The organism is Nocardia sp. CA-135398, assembly GCF_050955845.1.
Taxonomy (GTDB): Bacteria; Actinomycetota; Actinomycetes; order Mycobacteriales; family Mycobacteriaceae; genus Nocardia.
The window spans coordinates 1,600,752-1,614,790 of record NZ_CP192084.1 but is presented as its reverse complement, the minus strand read 5'-3'; the positions used below and the strand labels follow the sequence as shown (position 1 = coordinate 1,614,790).

15 protein-coding genes are annotated in these 14,039 nt (G+C 65.7%); 7 read left to right on the top strand and 8 right to left on the bottom strand.

Annotated features, from left to right (window positions below; all coding sequences use genetic code 11):
* Nucleotides 1-68 precede the first annotated feature (68 nt).
* Complete coding sequence (locus tag ACQP1T_RS07290) at nt 69-1,103, bottom strand: glycine betaine ABC transporter substrate-binding protein (protein WP_433759166.1); 1,035 nt, start codon at nt 1,101-1,103, stop codon at nt 69-71.
* Nucleotides 1,104-1,178: 75 nt separating this feature from the next.
* Between ACQP1T_RS07290 and ACQP1T_RS07285 the strand changes: the two genes are divergently transcribed.
* The 4 genes from ACQP1T_RS07285 to ACQP1T_RS07270 are packed head-to-tail and all read left to right on the top strand — an operon-like array spanning nt 1,179 to nt 4,640.
* Nucleotides 1,179-2,111: an ABC transporter substrate-binding protein gene (locus tag ACQP1T_RS07285; RefSeq protein ID WP_433762039.1), complete on the top strand. Its 933-nt coding sequence runs from the start codon at nt 1,179-1,181 to the stop codon at nt 2,109-2,111.
* Nucleotides 2,072-3,268, top strand: coding sequence for an ABC transporter ATP-binding protein (locus ACQP1T_RS07280; protein WP_433759165.1), 1,197 nt, complete (start codon nt 2,072-2,074; stop codon nt 3,266-3,268). Before ACQP1T_RS07285 ends, ACQP1T_RS07280 begins: the two co-directional genes overlap by 40 nt.
* On the top strand, nt 3,265-3,927 hold the full coding sequence (locus tag ACQP1T_RS07275) for an ABC transporter permease (RefSeq protein ID WP_433759164.1): 663 nt from the start codon (nt 3,265-3,267) through the stop codon (nt 3,925-3,927). Before ACQP1T_RS07280 ends, ACQP1T_RS07275 begins: the two co-directional genes overlap by 4 nt.
* Nucleotides 3,924-4,640, top strand: a complete 717-nt coding sequence (locus ACQP1T_RS07270) for an ABC transporter permease (protein ID WP_433759163.1) — start codon at nt 3,924-3,926, stop codon at nt 4,638-4,640. Before ACQP1T_RS07275 ends, ACQP1T_RS07270 begins: the two co-directional genes overlap by 4 nt.
* A gap of 3 nt (nt 4,641-4,643) precedes the next feature.
* Here the strand turns inward: ACQP1T_RS07270 and ACQP1T_RS07265 are convergent, their stop codons facing one another.
* Entirely contained in the window at nt 4,644-5,081 is a 438-nt protein-coding gene (locus ACQP1T_RS07265) for a MarR family winged helix-turn-helix transcriptional regulator (RefSeq protein ID WP_433759162.1), read from the bottom strand.
* A 91-nt stretch (nt 5,082-5,172) separates the two neighbouring features.
* Here ACQP1T_RS07265 and ACQP1T_RS07260 point away from each other — a divergent pair, with 91 nt between their 5' ends.
* Together ACQP1T_RS07260 and ACQP1T_RS07255 are read left to right on the top strand one after the other, a co-directional pair.
* Nucleotides 5,173-5,823 carry a maleylpyruvate isomerase family mycothiol-dependent enzyme gene (locus tag ACQP1T_RS07260; protein WP_433759161.1) on the top strand — a complete coding sequence of 217 codons (651 nt, stop codon included), beginning with the start codon at nt 5,173-5,175 and terminating at the stop codon, nt 5,821-5,823.
* A 136-nt stretch (nt 5,824-5,959) separates the two neighbouring features.
* Nucleotides 5,960-6,376, top strand: coding sequence for a CBS domain-containing protein (locus ACQP1T_RS07255; protein ID WP_433759160.1), 417 nt, complete (start codon nt 5,960-5,962; stop codon nt 6,374-6,376).
* A gap of 64 nt (nt 6,377-6,440) precedes the next feature.
* On the opposite strand, the gene ACQP1T_RS07250 is transcribed toward ACQP1T_RS07255, so the two are convergent.
* The 3 genes from ACQP1T_RS07250 to ACQP1T_RS07240 form a co-directional block, all read right to left on the bottom strand.
* A complete protein-coding gene (locus ACQP1T_RS07250) occupies nt 6,441-7,637 on the bottom strand; it encodes an NAD(P)-dependent malic enzyme (RefSeq protein ID WP_433759158.1) in 1,197 nt (398 codons plus the stop codon).
* Nucleotides 7,638-8,110: 473 nt separating this feature from the next.
* On the bottom strand, nt 8,111-9,676 hold the full coding sequence (locus ACQP1T_RS07245) for an FAD-binding protein (RefSeq protein ID WP_433759157.1): 1,566 nt from the start codon (nt 9,674-9,676) through the stop codon (nt 8,111-8,113).
* A gap of 314 nt (nt 9,677-9,990) precedes the next feature.
* A complete protein-coding gene (locus tag ACQP1T_RS07240) occupies nt 9,991-10,845 on the bottom strand; it encodes a PHP domain-containing protein (RefSeq protein ID WP_433759156.1) in 855 nt (284 codons plus the stop codon).
* Between the two features lie 62 nt (nt 10,846-10,907).
* Between ACQP1T_RS07240 and ACQP1T_RS07235 the strand changes: the two genes are divergently transcribed.
* Nucleotides 10,908-11,984: a magnesium and cobalt transport protein CorA gene (locus ACQP1T_RS07235; protein WP_433759155.1), complete on the top strand. Its 1,077-nt coding sequence runs from the start codon at nt 10,908-10,910 to the stop codon at nt 11,982-11,984.
* Between the two features lie 3 nt (nt 11,985-11,987).
* Here the strand turns inward: ACQP1T_RS07235 and ACQP1T_RS07230 are convergent, their stop codons facing one another.
* Genes ACQP1T_RS07230 through ACQP1T_RS07220 form a run of 3 tightly spaced genes read right to left on the bottom strand, consistent with a single transcriptional unit; the run spans nt 11,988 to nt 14,034 of the window.
* Nucleotides 11,988-12,569, bottom strand: a complete 582-nt coding sequence (locus ACQP1T_RS07230) for a suppressor of fused domain protein (RefSeq protein ID WP_433759154.1) — start codon at nt 12,567-12,569, stop codon at nt 11,988-11,990.
* 4 nt (nt 12,570-12,573) lie between these two features.
* Complete coding sequence (locus ACQP1T_RS07225; RefSeq protein WP_062993263.1) at nt 12,574-13,065, bottom strand: general stress protein; 492 nt, start codon at nt 13,063-13,065, stop codon at nt 12,574-12,576.
* Nucleotides 13,066-13,077: 12 nt separating this feature from the next.
* Nucleotides 13,078-14,034, bottom strand: a complete 957-nt coding sequence (locus tag ACQP1T_RS07220) for an HpcH/HpaI aldolase/citrate lyase family protein (protein ID WP_433759153.1) — start codon at nt 14,032-14,034, stop codon at nt 13,078-13,080.
* Between the last annotated feature and the right edge of the window lie 5 nt (nt 14,035-14,039).

Genomic DNA, 14,039 nt, shown 5'->3' with positions numbered 1-14,039 from the left:
AATTGTGATCGGCGACATAGCAAACGGCCCGAGCGCGAACCGCTCGGGCCGTCGTGACCTGGGATTTTCTAGAGCGCGTGGTTGTCCAACCAGCTGCGTGCCAACTCAGCGGCCACGGCGCCTTCGCGAACCTTGCGGATCATCTCCGCCAATTCATCGGTCGTGAGCTCACCGGAGACGTAGTTCAGCTTCTTGATCTGCCGATCATCCAGCAGACCCTTGCGGTAGACCGCGAGCACATTCTCGGCCCGCACCGCGTAGTCGTTATCGGCGAGGACGGTCAGCCCATCGGTAACGCCGGGTACCAGCGCGGGCGGCCCGGTCAGTATTCCGGCCTGGATTTCCCCGTCCAGCAATGCCTTTCGCAGCGCTGCGGCATCGGGATATGGCCTGGTAGCGGCGAAGTCACAACCGGAAATCCGCACCGGGCCCGCAGTTTGCGGTACACCGGGCACCGGTGCCACGCCGGCCTGGATTTCGGCACACCTGGGTGCGAGCGCGCCGAGCGACCGCACATCCTTACCCGTGGCTTCGGGCAGCAGCACCCGGGCGCGCATATCGGTGCCGTCGGCCGGATCGGAGACCGCGAGCCCCTCCGGCAGCGACCGGTTCAGCTCCTCGGTAACCGAAAGCCGAACCGGTGCGGACTTATCCGCCACATCGGTTGTCACCTCGGGCTTACGCGCCTGCGCATCGGCATTCAGAAAGGTGAGCAGTTCGCCGCTGTGGTCGCCGACCACCGTCACCGTGCCAGCGTCCAATGCGGCCAGATAGTCCGCTCGATCACCGAGATCGGCGGTGACCGAGGTGCGCACACCGGTCCGCGCCAACGCGCCCGCATAAATTTGCGCAAGCAGATTCGATTCCATCGAATCGCCCGCGCCGACCGATATCGTCGGGCCGGGACTGTCGCTTCCACAGGAAACAGCCAGGCCGAGGGTCGTGACGAGCACGACCCGGGCCAGCATCCGCCTCGACGCGGCCAACCCCATCCGGCGACACCAACCTTCGGTAGTGAACAGGAACTGCATGCAGCGGGCAAGATGAACAACCAGAATGTACCGGGTGGCCGTGCGTGCACGGCCACTCGCATCGCTCGTCATGCCGGAAGGACTCCAGTGAAAACCACGATCAACCCCGATGCCCCGCGGCACGGGCGGTTCGCGCTGCGGCTGACGCTGCGTGTCGCCCGCATTCTCGTCGCCGCCGCGGCACTGGCCGCCGCCATGATCCTGTCCGCCTGTGGTAACTCCGATCCGCTTGCGGCCAAGGGCAATTGCGAGGGTGACGGGCTGACCGTCGGCTCGGCGAACTTCCCGGAATCGGAGACGGTCGCGAATATCTACGCGGAAGTCTTGCGCGTCAACGGATTCAATGTCGACACCAAATTGAATATCGGCAGCCGCGAGGCCTATATCCCGGCATTGCGCCAGTGCGCGATCTCGGTGATCCCGGAGTACAACGGCAATCTGCTGCAGTACTTGGATAAGAGCGCCGCCGCGACCAGTTCCACCGATATCGACGCCGCACTCACCAAGGCGCTGGGTTCCGATCTCGCGATCGGTACTCCGGCCCCTGGCCAGGACTCGGACGCGGTCGTGGTCACCAAGGCCACCGCGGAGCGCTGGAATCTGCACAGCATCGCCGATCTGGCCGCACATTCGGCCGAGGTGAAGTTCGGTGCGCCCGCCGAATTCCAGGAGCGCGCAGGCGGTCTGCCCGGTCTGAAGAAGAACTACAACCTGGACATCGCCGCGAACAATTTCGTCCCGATCGCCGACGGCGGCGGTCCGGCGACGGTGCGCGCGCTGGTCGAGGGCACGGTGACCGCGGCCAATATCTTCACCACCTCCCCCGCGATCGCGCAGAACAATCTGGTGGTCCTGGAGGATCCGAAGCACAACTTCCCCGCCCAGAACGTGGTGCCGCTGTTCAACGCCGCCAAGAAGACCGATAAGGCACTCGCCGCGCTCAACGCGGTCTCCGCGAAACTCACCACCGACGAACTGCTGAAGCTCAACGCGGCGGTCTCCGGTAGCAGTAAGACCGAACCAAAGGCCGCAGCACAGCAATGGGTCACCGCCCAGGGGCTGAACAAGCCCACCGGGTAGGAGCCAGCGTGTCCGATATCGAATTCAGCCGTATCAGCAAGACCTATCCGGACGGCACGCACGCCGTCTCCGAACTCGATCTACGCATCGAATCCGGCTCGTTCACCGTCTTCGTCGGCCCGTCGGGCTGCGGCAAGACCACCTCGATGCGCATGATCAACCGAATGATCACGCCCAGTTCGGGCACCATCACCGTTGGCGGCGCGGATATTTCGACGGTGAATCCGGTCGAGCTGCGACTCGGTATCGGATACGTGATCCAGAGCGCCGGACTGCTGCCGCACCGCACGGTCGTCGACAATGTCGCGACAGTGCCTGTGCTGCAAGGAGTTCGGCGCCGCGCGGCCCGTGCCGCCGCCCTCGAGGTGCTGGACCGGGTCGGATTGGACCGATCGCTGGCCAACCGGTATCCGGCCCAGCTCTCCGGCGGACAGCAGCAGCGGGTCGGGGTGGCCAGGGCACTGGCCGCCGATCCGCCGGTGCTTTTGATGGACGAACCGTTCAGCGCCGTCGATCCGGTGGTGCGCGAGGAGTTGCAGGCCGAAATGCTGCGGCTGCAAGCGGAATTGCGCAAAACCATCGTCTTCGTCACCCATGACATCGATGAGGCGGTGAAACTCGGCGACCGGATCGCGGTCTTCGGACCGGGCGGCGTGCTGCAGCAGTACGACGAACCGCAGCGCGTACTCGCCGCGCCCGCAACAGATTTCGTGGCGGACTTCGTCGGACGCGATCGCGGTTATCGCGGATTGTCGTTCCGCAGCGCGAATAGCCTGACACTGCACGAGATTCGCACCGCGACCGAACCCGAACTCGCCGAACTTCGGCTGGATCGGGGCGAATGGGTGCTGGTGGTCACCGATTCCGGCGTTCCGCGCGGATGGATCGATGTCACCGGCGTGGAGAGCATCCGGGCCGGGCGGGCATTGCACGACAGCATCGCCGCCGGTGGATCGCTCTTTCCACCGGACGGCGATCTCCGCCAGGCACTGGACGCGGCCATCTCCTCGCCGTCGGGAATCGGTGTCGCCGTTGATGATTCCGGTGCCGCCCGTGGCGGTATCCGCGCTCCCGAAGTACTCGAGCAGCTCGCCGGCCAGCGCTCGCTGGAGGACGACGAGCGCAATCGGCATTTCTTCGAAACCGAAAACGCATGAAGTATCTGATCGACAACTTCTCCGAGATCATGGGTTTCACCAGAACCCACTTGTATCTCGCGTTGGTGCCGCTGCTGTTAGGGCTGGTCATCGCGATTCCGGTGGGCGCCTCGATGCGCCGGATTTCCTGGCTGCGGCGGGTCACGGTGACGGTGGCCAGTCTGTCGTACACCATTCCGTCGCTGGCCCTGTTCGTGATCATTCCGCCGCTGGCCGGAATTTCGACCATCGATCCGCTGAATGTGATCATCGCGCTCACCGTGTATTCGACGGCGCTGTTGGTGATCGCGGTGCCGACGGCGCTGGATTCGGTCCCACCCACCGTCATCGACGCCGCCGACGCCGTCGGCTTCAGTTCGCTGCGGCGCACCGTCACCGTCGATATGCCGTTGGCCATACCGGTTTTCGTCTCCAGTCTGCGCGTGGTGGTGGTCACCAATATCGCCATGGTTTCGGTCGGGGCGCTGATCGGTGTCGGCGGGCTCGGCAAACTGTTCACCCAGGGCTATCAGCGCGACTATCCGGACGAGATCATCGCGGGCATCATCGTCACGCTGGCACTGGCCCTGATCTTCGACCGCCTGGTGTATGCCATCGGACGCTGGGCGACCCCGTGGACGCGCGCGGATGCCAGGACCGCGAAAGGTGCTGCGGCATGAACCTTTTCATCGACGCCTGGCACTACTTCACCGACGGCGCGAACTGGAGCGGCCCGGCGGGGATCCAACACCGCATCGCCGAGCACCTCTGGTACAGCTTCCTGACCGTCGTCGTCTCCGTGGCGGTCGCGGTGCCGCTCGGGTTGGTGATCGGGCACACCCGTCGCGGTTCCGCGCTACTGGTCGGATTCGCCAATGCCATGCGCGCCCTGCCTACCCTCGGTCTGCTCACCTTCCTGGTGCTCGGCCTCGGACTCGGCCTGATTCCGCCCCTGCTCGCGCTCGTCACGGTCGGAATTCCGCCGCTGCTGGCCGGTGCTTACGCGGGTATCGCCAATGTCGCGCCCGATGTGGTGGACGCCTCACGCGCCATGGGCATGACCGAGCGCCAGATCCTGTTCCGCGTCGAGGTTCCCAACGCGCTGCCGATCCTGCTCACCGGCCTGCGCGGGGCCACCCTGCAGGTCATCGCCACCGCCACCATCGCCGCCTTCGTCAATCTGGGCGGTCTCGGGCGCTACATCTTCGACGGCATCGCCGTCTACCGCTACGACCGGGTCCTCGTGGGAGCACTGCTGGTCGCGGTCCTCGCCATGGTCATGGACGGCCTACTGGCCTTCGCGGTCTGGGCCAGCGCCCCCGGCACCGGCCGCCTGCGCCGTACCTCGCAACTGCCCGTCACCCCCGCCGCGATCCTGCAGACCGCAGACTAGAGCTCAAGCATAGGGATCGGTGATCTCGCGCAGCCGGGCCAATATGTCGCGCAGCTGCCGCATGCGCTGCGCACCGAGGTGCCTGGCCCATTCGTCCTCGATCCGGTCGGCGATGGAGTTCGCGTACGCCGCCATCTTCACCCCGCGCTCGGACAGCACGACCAAGCGCGCCCGGCCGTCGCTCGGATCCGGCACCCGCCGCACATATCCGGCGCGTTCGAGCTGATCGACGAGGAATCCGGCGGTTTGTTTGGTGACCTGGGCCTGCTCGGCCAACTCGGTCAGGCGACTGCCATCGGCGCCGATGCGCGCCGCGAGCCGTCCCTGGGCGACCGTGACGTCGTCGTATCCGGACTCGGCGAGGTCGGCGAAGATCCGGTCCTCCATCGATCGGTGGGCGATGAACATCAGCAGGCCCACATTCATATCGCCGTCTGCCATCCCACTCCTTGACATTGGTCAGATAAGCTTACTACATTGATAAGTCTATCTGACCAACCCTACGTGAGGTCCGAACTCAGGGGAGCGCACCATGGATCGCGAAACCTGTTGGCAGATCATCGAACTGCAGCGCCGTGCGATTGCCGACCTGCTCGCCGACCTTTCGGACGACGAATGGGAAACGCCGTCATTGTGCACGGGCTGGCGAGTCCGAGAGGTCGCCGCACACATCGCACTGACCCCGCAGCCACCCCCGATCGGCGTCATGCTCGCCACCGGAATCCGCGCGCGCGGCAACTACAACCGGTTCATCGATGACCTCACCAGGCGCTACGCGAAACATCCAGCCGCAGAACTCGTTTCGGTGATCCGCGAGAACGCCGATTCCCGGACGCTGCCCAAGCTCACCAACTATCGCAATATCCTGTTCGACATCATGGTGCACGGCCAGGACATCGCGATACCGCTCGCCCGCACGATCGATATCGAACCAGCGGCCGCCGCGGCCGCGGCCGCCCACGCGGTAACCATCGGATGGCCGGTATGGGATAAACACCGCCTCGACGGAATCCGTCTGGTCGCCTCCGACGTCGACTGGACGCACGGCAGCGGACCCGAGATCCTCGGCCCGATCACCGCGCTATTACTCCTTGTCACCGGCCGGACGGCGGCAATGGACCTGCTCAGCGGCGACGGTGTCGCGCCGATGACGGCTCGGCTGCGCTACCCGCCCAGGCATTGACCAATGATGTGACATGGGTCACGATGTGACGTGGCCGCAGGAGTTTGCTTCGCGGATGCTCGACGCACGATCGCGGAGCCGAATTCTGCGGGATCACTCATCCGAGACCAGGAGGCGTACCGTGAACAGTCGCTCTATGAAGGCACGCGACATCATGCACAAAGACGCGGAATGGATCCCCGCCGACGAAACACTGGATCGGGCCGCGCAGATGATGCGCAGGCTGGATATCGGCGCACTGCCGATCGGCAGCGACGACCGGCTCATCGGCATGCTGACCGATCGCGACATCGTCGTGAAATGCATTGCCATGGGGCATGATCCGAGCAAGGTACGGGCCGGAGATCTGGCCGAGGGCACCCCACGCTGGGCATCCGCCGATGCCGATGTCCGTGAGGTGCTGGACATGATGGAAAGGGATCGGATCAAGCGGCTGCCGGTGATCGACGACAAGAAGCGACTCGTCGGCATGATCTGCGAATCCGATATCGCCAAGAACCTCAGCGACGCCGAAATCGCGGAATTCGTTTCGGCGGTCTTCGTTCCGCACTGATCAACCCGCACAATGCGATACGGGGCTGCTCACCCGGTGAGCAGCCCCGTATTTTCGGGTCGAATTACGCGACGCCCTCCGCGCGGGCGGCGGCGGCCACGGCCTCGGCCACGGCCGGAGCGACGCGCGGGTCGAGCGGGCTCGGCACGATCTTGTCCGCGGCGAGTTCATCGGCGACCACGCTGAGGATAGCATCGGCGGCGGCGATCTTCATGCCCTCGGTGATGCGGCGCGCGCCCGCGTCCAGCGCGCCCTTGAACACACCGGGGAACGCCAGCACATTGTTGATCTGGTTCGGGAAGTCGCTGCGCCCGGTGGCCACGATCGCGGCGTACTTGTGCGCGACATCGGGGTGGATCTCCGGATTCGGGTTCGACATGGCGAACACAATCGACTCCGGCGCCATCGAGGCGATCAGCTCCTCGGCGATGGTGCCCGCGGAGAGACCGAGGAACACATCGGCGCCGTCCAGCGCCTCGGCCGCACCACCGGCGAGCCCGCGCGGGTTGGTGCGCTGCGCCAGTTCGGCCTTCACCGCATTGAGATCGCCGCGCTCGGTGTTGACGATGCCCTTCGAATCGAGCACGATCACGTCCTTGACGCCCGCGGCGAGCAGGATGTTCGTGCACGCCACACCGGCGGCACCGGCGCCGGACACCACGACCTTCATGTCATCGATGGCACGGCCCTGCACCTTGGCCGCGCCATTGAGGGCGGCGAGCACCACGATGGCGGTGCCGTGCTGGTCGTCGTGCATGACCGGGCAGTCGAGGGCCTCGATGAGCCGCTGTTCGATCTCGAAGCAGCGCGGCGCCGAGATGTCCTCCAAGTTCACCGCACCGAAGCTCGGACGCAGCCGGACGACGGTCTCCACGATCTCGTCGACATCCTTGGTGTCCAGGACGATCGGAATCGAGTTCAGCCCGGCGAACTTCTTGAACAGCGCCGCCTTGCCCTCCATCACCGGCAGCGAGCCGCGCGGGCCGATGTCACCGAGGCCGAGCACCGCGGTGCCGTCACTGACCACAACGACGAGCCGGTCGGTCCAGGTGTAGCGCTTGCACAGCGCCTCATCCTCCGCGATGGCCAGGCTGACCTTCGCCACACCGGGGGTGTAGGCGATGGAAAGGTCGCGCTGAGTCTCCAGCGGTGCGGTGAGTTCGACCGAGAGCTTGCCGCCTAGGTGGCCCGCGAAAATTTCTTCTCGGGTGATTTCTGAAAGGCTTGCGGTGGCATTCGCTGCGTCAGTCACAGGTGACACGATTTCACTCCTGATCGGGTCGGACAAGCCGGGGAACGGGTTACCGCCGGGTAATGGGTATTAGGTATTTCACATGCTCATCGAGTGCGCTGACCGGGACGTTTCGCGTCGAATCCGATGCGTCGGAAATCCGACGATCCGATATCGAAACGTGGCGCGGCACTGATCCGCAGAGCGAGAGCCGGACGGGTGTGTCCGTGTAGAACATGCAGATCATCTCGAGCGACCTGCAAGCAGTCGCTAGCGATGGGGATCCTCGGGTCGCGACGGTGCGTCGCGAGGCGTTGATCGCCGTTGTTCCCGAACCCGGCGGTGGCGTAGGCGGGAATCCGCAACATTCTGCCAGCTGGGCGGACGCATTGCCAAACCGGCGTGTCGTATCCCGGTCCAGCGTCATCTTTCGAGGGTAGGTCGCCGGAATTACCAGGGGGTAAGCAGAAACTCGCAGTTCGGCAGCGGTATCCGGTGAGCTGTCACAACGGCAGCGGATCGGCCGCGGTGAGCTCCGGCGCGGGCATCATATCGGCAACCGGCTGGCGCGTGTCCGAGCGTACCCACACCGTTTCGAGTCCGCCGGAGGTCAGCCGCACCCGCCAATCGGGCGCGGCGCCGGGATGATCGGTGCGACGGTGCATACCGCGACTCTCCGTGCGCGCGAGCGCACTGTATTTGGTCCAGCGCGCCACCGCCAGCAGCGCCGCAGCCTGCCTGGCCCGCAACCGATCCACCCCGAATCCGCCGAGGTCGAATTGGGCGCCAGGCCACATGGCGTCGAGTTCGCCGATGCTGTCGCGCAAACTCCCGGCGCTGCGCCAGTAGCTGCGCCGCAATGGCAACGTGTGCTCCTGCACCAATCCGACCACCGCGCGCGGATCGATGCGAGCCGCCGGATTCAGTCCAGCACCGGCCACCTCGCGCACCGGACCGGTGCTGCCGCGCCCACGGGCGAATCGCGCGGCGCCCTTTCCGGCCCATACGCCCGAGGCGATGGCCCATGCGCCGCCCTGACCGCCGAAGCCGCCGACCGCCCCGGTGATCGGCTCGCGCGTCATCACATCGCCCGCACCGTAGAGTCCGGGCACCGTGGTCGCGCAGTCCGTCCCGGCGATGCACAACCCACCGGTCCCGCGAACCGTACCCTCGAGCACCGCGCGCAACGGCACCCGACGGGTGTGGTCGACCAGGCCCTGTCTGGACAGCCAGCGCCGGACCGGGTACGGCACATCGTCCAAGGCCGCGTAGATCCGGCGGCCATCCGCGATGGCGGTGAATGCCGCGCTGCGATGACCGGTGATCTGCGCACCGGTTTCGTCGTAGAGCGTCGCGAAATGCAGTGCCAGCCCGGGGGCGAAGGCGCTGGCGCGTGGCATAACCGGCAGTAGACCGTAGGCGCTGGAGAATTCCATGCCCGACAGTTGCGCGCCCGCCTCGACGGCCAGCAGCAATCCGTCGCCGGTATCCACATCGGTGCCCGCGCCACCGGAGCGGAAGGCGCAGCCGCCGGTGGCGACGACGACGGCCCCGGCCCGGATGGTCCAGGTCCGAAAGCTGTTGTGCCGCTGCGCACCGACCGCACCGGCGACCACGCCGTCGCGATCGACGAGCAGTTGCAAGGCGGGATGATGATCGAGAATGCGCACCCCGACTTCGAGCAGGCCGCGGCGCAACCGGAGCAGATAGCCCGCGCCGTCCAGGCATACGCGCAATGATGTCCCACCGGCGGCCGCGCCCGGAAACCGATAACCCCACGCCGCCAGCTGTTCGACCCGTCTGTGCGTCTCGTCGAGCACCCGCAGCATCCACTCCGGTTCGGCGAGCCCGCCGCCGTGCGCGTATGCGCGGCGCACCGCCTCATCCCGCGCGGAGCCGGGCGGGATATTCCAGAGCGACGTCGTCCCGGCGGCGGTCGGGCCGCTCGCACCGCAGCGGCTCTTGTCGACGAGCGCGACTCGAGCGCCCGCGGTGGCGGCGGAGATGGCGGCCCAGATCCCGGCGGGACCGCCGCCGAGCACGAGCACATCCGTCTCGAATTCCGTCACAAAGAGAAATGTTCGGCCACAATTCACGCGGCCGCAACCATTACGGATTTGTCAGCTCCACCACTGCGTCCACAGCAATATACCGGCGACAATAAAAACGACCACCGATCCGAAAAAAGCTGCCGAACCGCGATGCCGATCCGAAAAAAACTGTGCGCCGAGGCCGACCGCCGAGGTGGCGACATGCCACGTCACCGATTCGCCGCCGGGTCCGGGAAAACCACGCCGAGCAGCGATTACCGCGGTACCGACAACGACGAGAGCCAGCACGAACATCCCACCGGCGACGATTCCGCTGAGTCCGCGCAGCACTCTCACGAGGCGATCACCGGCACACCCGTCGCTTTGCCCGCGAGTTCCTCGAATTGCGCGGGATCGGTGGTGAATTCACCTAGCCGGATGGTTTTGTTGGAACCGTGATAGTCCGACGAACCGGTCGTGATGAGACCGAGTTCGGCGGACAACTCCGTAAGCAACGCGCGATCGGCCGCGGAATGGTCCGGGTGATCGATCTCGAGCCCGCCGAGTCCGAGCTCGGCCAGTTCGCGAATATCGTCGATCGCCAGCAGCCGCCCACGCTTACGCGCCCGGGTATGCGCGAGCACGCTGACCCCGCCCGCGGTCGCGATCATTTCGACGGCCCGGCGCAGCGGCGTATCCGCCTTCTCCGCGTAGTAGCGGCCGTGCGGTGCCAGCAATTCGGTGAAAGCCGAGTCGACGGTCGGCACCACACCGGCCGCGACGAGCGCGCGTGCCAGATGCGGACGCCCCGCCGACGGTCCGGCCGAAGCCAGCACCGCGTCCGGATCGATGGGTAGTCCGTCATCGCGCATGCGCTCGGCCATTGCGCGCAGCCGCTCGACACGTTCGGCGCGCAAGCGTTCCCGCTCCTCGGCGAAACACCGATCGGTCGGGTCGAAGAGGTACGCGAGCAGATGCACCGGTACCGGCCATCCGTCCTCACCGAGCCCGACGCACGACATCTCCATGCCCCGCACCAGCGTCAATCCCTTCGGCAGCGCGTCGACCGCCTCGGCCCACCCGGCGGTGGTGTCGTGGTCGGTGATCGCGACGACGTCCAGCCCGGCCGCCGCCGCGTTGCGGACGAGTTCGGCCGGGGTATCGGTACCGTCGGACGCGGTCGAATGGGTATGCAGGTCGATGCGCACGCCTTCTTTCATACCGTGCGCTCGCAGCGCGCACGCACGCGCACGCGACGTAGCATCGGTCGGTGCCGTCTATTCCGCCGTTACCGTCGTTCCGCGGCCAGGCCCGAAGGGGCGGGCAATTGCCGCATATCCCCGTGCCGACCGCCCGCGCGGTGGTCGATTGCGCGATCTACGTCGACGGTAGGCGGCTGCCCGGCCGGTTCACCCATGCCGATGCGATGGCCGAGGTCGAAAATCGCGGAACCGGGTTCGTCTGGGTCGGTCTGCACGATCCCGACGCATACCAAATGGCCGATATCGCCAAGACCTTCGATCTGCACCCGCTCGCCGTTGAGGACGTGGTACACGCCCATCAACGGCCGAAACTCGAGCGCTATGACGACACCCTGTTTCTCGTGCTGCGCACCGTCACCTACGTCCCACACGAAATACACAGCGTCAGTGAGATTGTCGAGACCGGCGACATCATGGTCTTCACCGGACCCAATTTCGCGGTAACCGTGCGACACGGCGAGCACACCGGATTGGCCGGTGTCCGAAGGGAATTGGAGAACCATCCGGACCAGCTCAGGTACGGCCCCGGCGCGGTGCTGCACGCGGTCGCCGACCATGTGGTCGATTCCTATGTCGAGGTGGCCCAAGCCGTCGAGAACGACATCGAAGAGATGGAGGAGGAGGTCTTCACCCCGCGCACCACCGTGACCATCGAATCCATCTACCAGCTCAAACGCGAGGTCGTCGAATTGCGCCGCGCGGTGAACCCGCTGCAGATCCCGCTGCAGTTGCTCGGCCAGAAACCGGATTTACCACTGCCCAAGGAGATTCGGCGTTATCTGCGCGATGTCGCCGACCACCACATCACTGTCGCCGAGCGCATTACCGACTTCGACGAATCCCTGAGCGAATTGGTCAGTGCCGCACTGGCCAAGATCGGTGTGCAGCAGAACACCGATATGCGCAAGATCTCGGCCTGGGTCGCCATCGCGGCCGTGCCGACAATGATCGCGGGTATCTATGGCATGAACTTCACGCATATGCCGGGACTGGAAGCCAGCTCGGGCTTTTGGCTGGTCATTGTGATCACCCTCGTGATCTGCGTCGGGCTGTACGTCAACTTCCACCACAACAACTGGCTCTGAGAACTACAGCGACGCAGCGCCTCTCGCCGGATCATGCACATCGATTCCGGCCTCGGCCCACGCATCGCGCAATGCCTGCGCACCGCGCACCCGCACCCAGGCCGCCTCGGTCGCGGTCACCGGAACCACCGCGAGATACCGCACCGGTTCGGCGGGTTCGGGCAGCACGACCTCGGGAATATCGCTCTCCCCCAACAAGACCGCGGTGAACGGCGCGTCCCGCCACATCGGCTCGCCGAGATCGAGCAGCGCATCGGCTTGCAGCACAACGCCTTCCACGGCGGGTGCCGCGACCAGCACGCCGAGTGTGCGGGCGAGTCCGGAACTCGGGCCGACTCCGGCACGCAGCGTCAGCACCAGTTCGGCCCGCGGCCCGCGCACCGGATCGGCATGCAGGTCACCGGGATCGCCCATGGGATGACGTGATCCGCCGAGGGTCACGTAGTGCACCAGCTCATCGCCCGGGATGCGCAAAATCTCGATGGGCTCCAGGCCCAGGAAGGTGACCGACGCGGAGTCGACACCCGTCGAAGCGGCACCGAAATGCTCCAGCACCTCGGCTCGGACCTTGTCCACAACCTCCATGCGCTCAGATCGCCAACCGCGCCAGCATGTCCCGAGCCTGCTCGGCCGACTTCGGGTCGCACAGCACGTCGTAGCGGCCCGCCACCAACTGCATGGTGGAGGCGAAGTCGCGCTGCCCCCTGGTCGCCGCGTACGGGATCGAGGTGGAGATGACGCCGAAGATGATGCCGCCGACCAAGCCGACAAGCACCGGCGCGAAACCGCCGCTGGTGGTGAACAAGCTCAGCAGCAGGCCGAGGAACAGGCCGAGCCACGCGCCCGAAACCACTCCACCGCCGATCACCTTGCCCCAGGTCAATCGGTACAACACGCGCTCGACCTGCATCAGGTCCACGCCGACGATGGTCACGTCTTGCACAGGGAACTGGTTGTCGGCCAGGAAATCGACGGCCTTCTGAGCCTCGGCATAGGTCGGATACGAGCCGACCGGCCAGCCCGATGGCGGCGTCGGCAGGCCCTGGCGCGCGCGATTCGAGTTCCCCAAGGGATTCGTCATAGCTCTATTCTGCTATTCCTGGGCGGAGTTCGGGGGTGTGAAACGCGTGGTGCGCGTCATTCTCGCCGCTCGGCCCTTATCGGCGATTACCTGAGCCATCTTGGCGCTGGCCTCATCGATCATTTCGTCGCCGAGCATTACCGCTCCGCGCGCACCACCTTTTTCCGAGGTATGGAAGGCGTAGGCGTCCAGAATCAGCTCGGCGCGATCGTAATCGGCCTGGCGCGGACTGAAGATCTCGTTCGCGGCCTCGACCTGTCCGGGATGCAGCACCCATTTACCGTCGAAACCGAGTGCCGCGGTGCGTCCGGCGGCCCTGCGGAATCCATCGATATCCCGAATTTGCAGGTAGGGCCCGTCAATTGCCTGCAGACCGTGCGCGCGGGCGGCGAGCAGGATGGTCATCAGAATGTGGTGGTAGGCATCGCCGGTGTCATAACCCTCGGGTTGTTCACCGACCACCAGCGTGCGCATATTGATACTTGCCATGAAGTCGGCCGGGCCGAAGACCAGTGTCTGCACCCGCGGGCTCGCGGTGGCGATCTCATCGATATTGCGCAACCCCATGGCGTTCTCGATCTGCGGTTCGATACCGATCCGACCGACCTCCAGCCCGCTGGCCTTCTCCAACTGGGTGAGCAGCAGATCCAGTGCCCGGACCTGACCGGCATCGGTCACCTTGGGCAGCAGAATCGCGTCCAGTGCCGCGCCCGCGCCTTCGACCACGGTGATCACATCGGCGTAGGTCCACCGGGTGGTCCAATCGTTGACCCGCACCACCCGCAGTTGGTCACCCCAGCCGGTGTCGTTCAGCGCGGCCACGATATTCGCCCTGGCCTCGGCCTTGGCGGCGGGCGCGACCGCATCCTCGAGATCGAGGAATACCTCGTCGACCGGCAAACCCTTGGCTTTATCGATCATCTTCTTGCTGCTACCGGGGCAGGCGAGCACCGAGCGGCGCGGCTTCATGATCA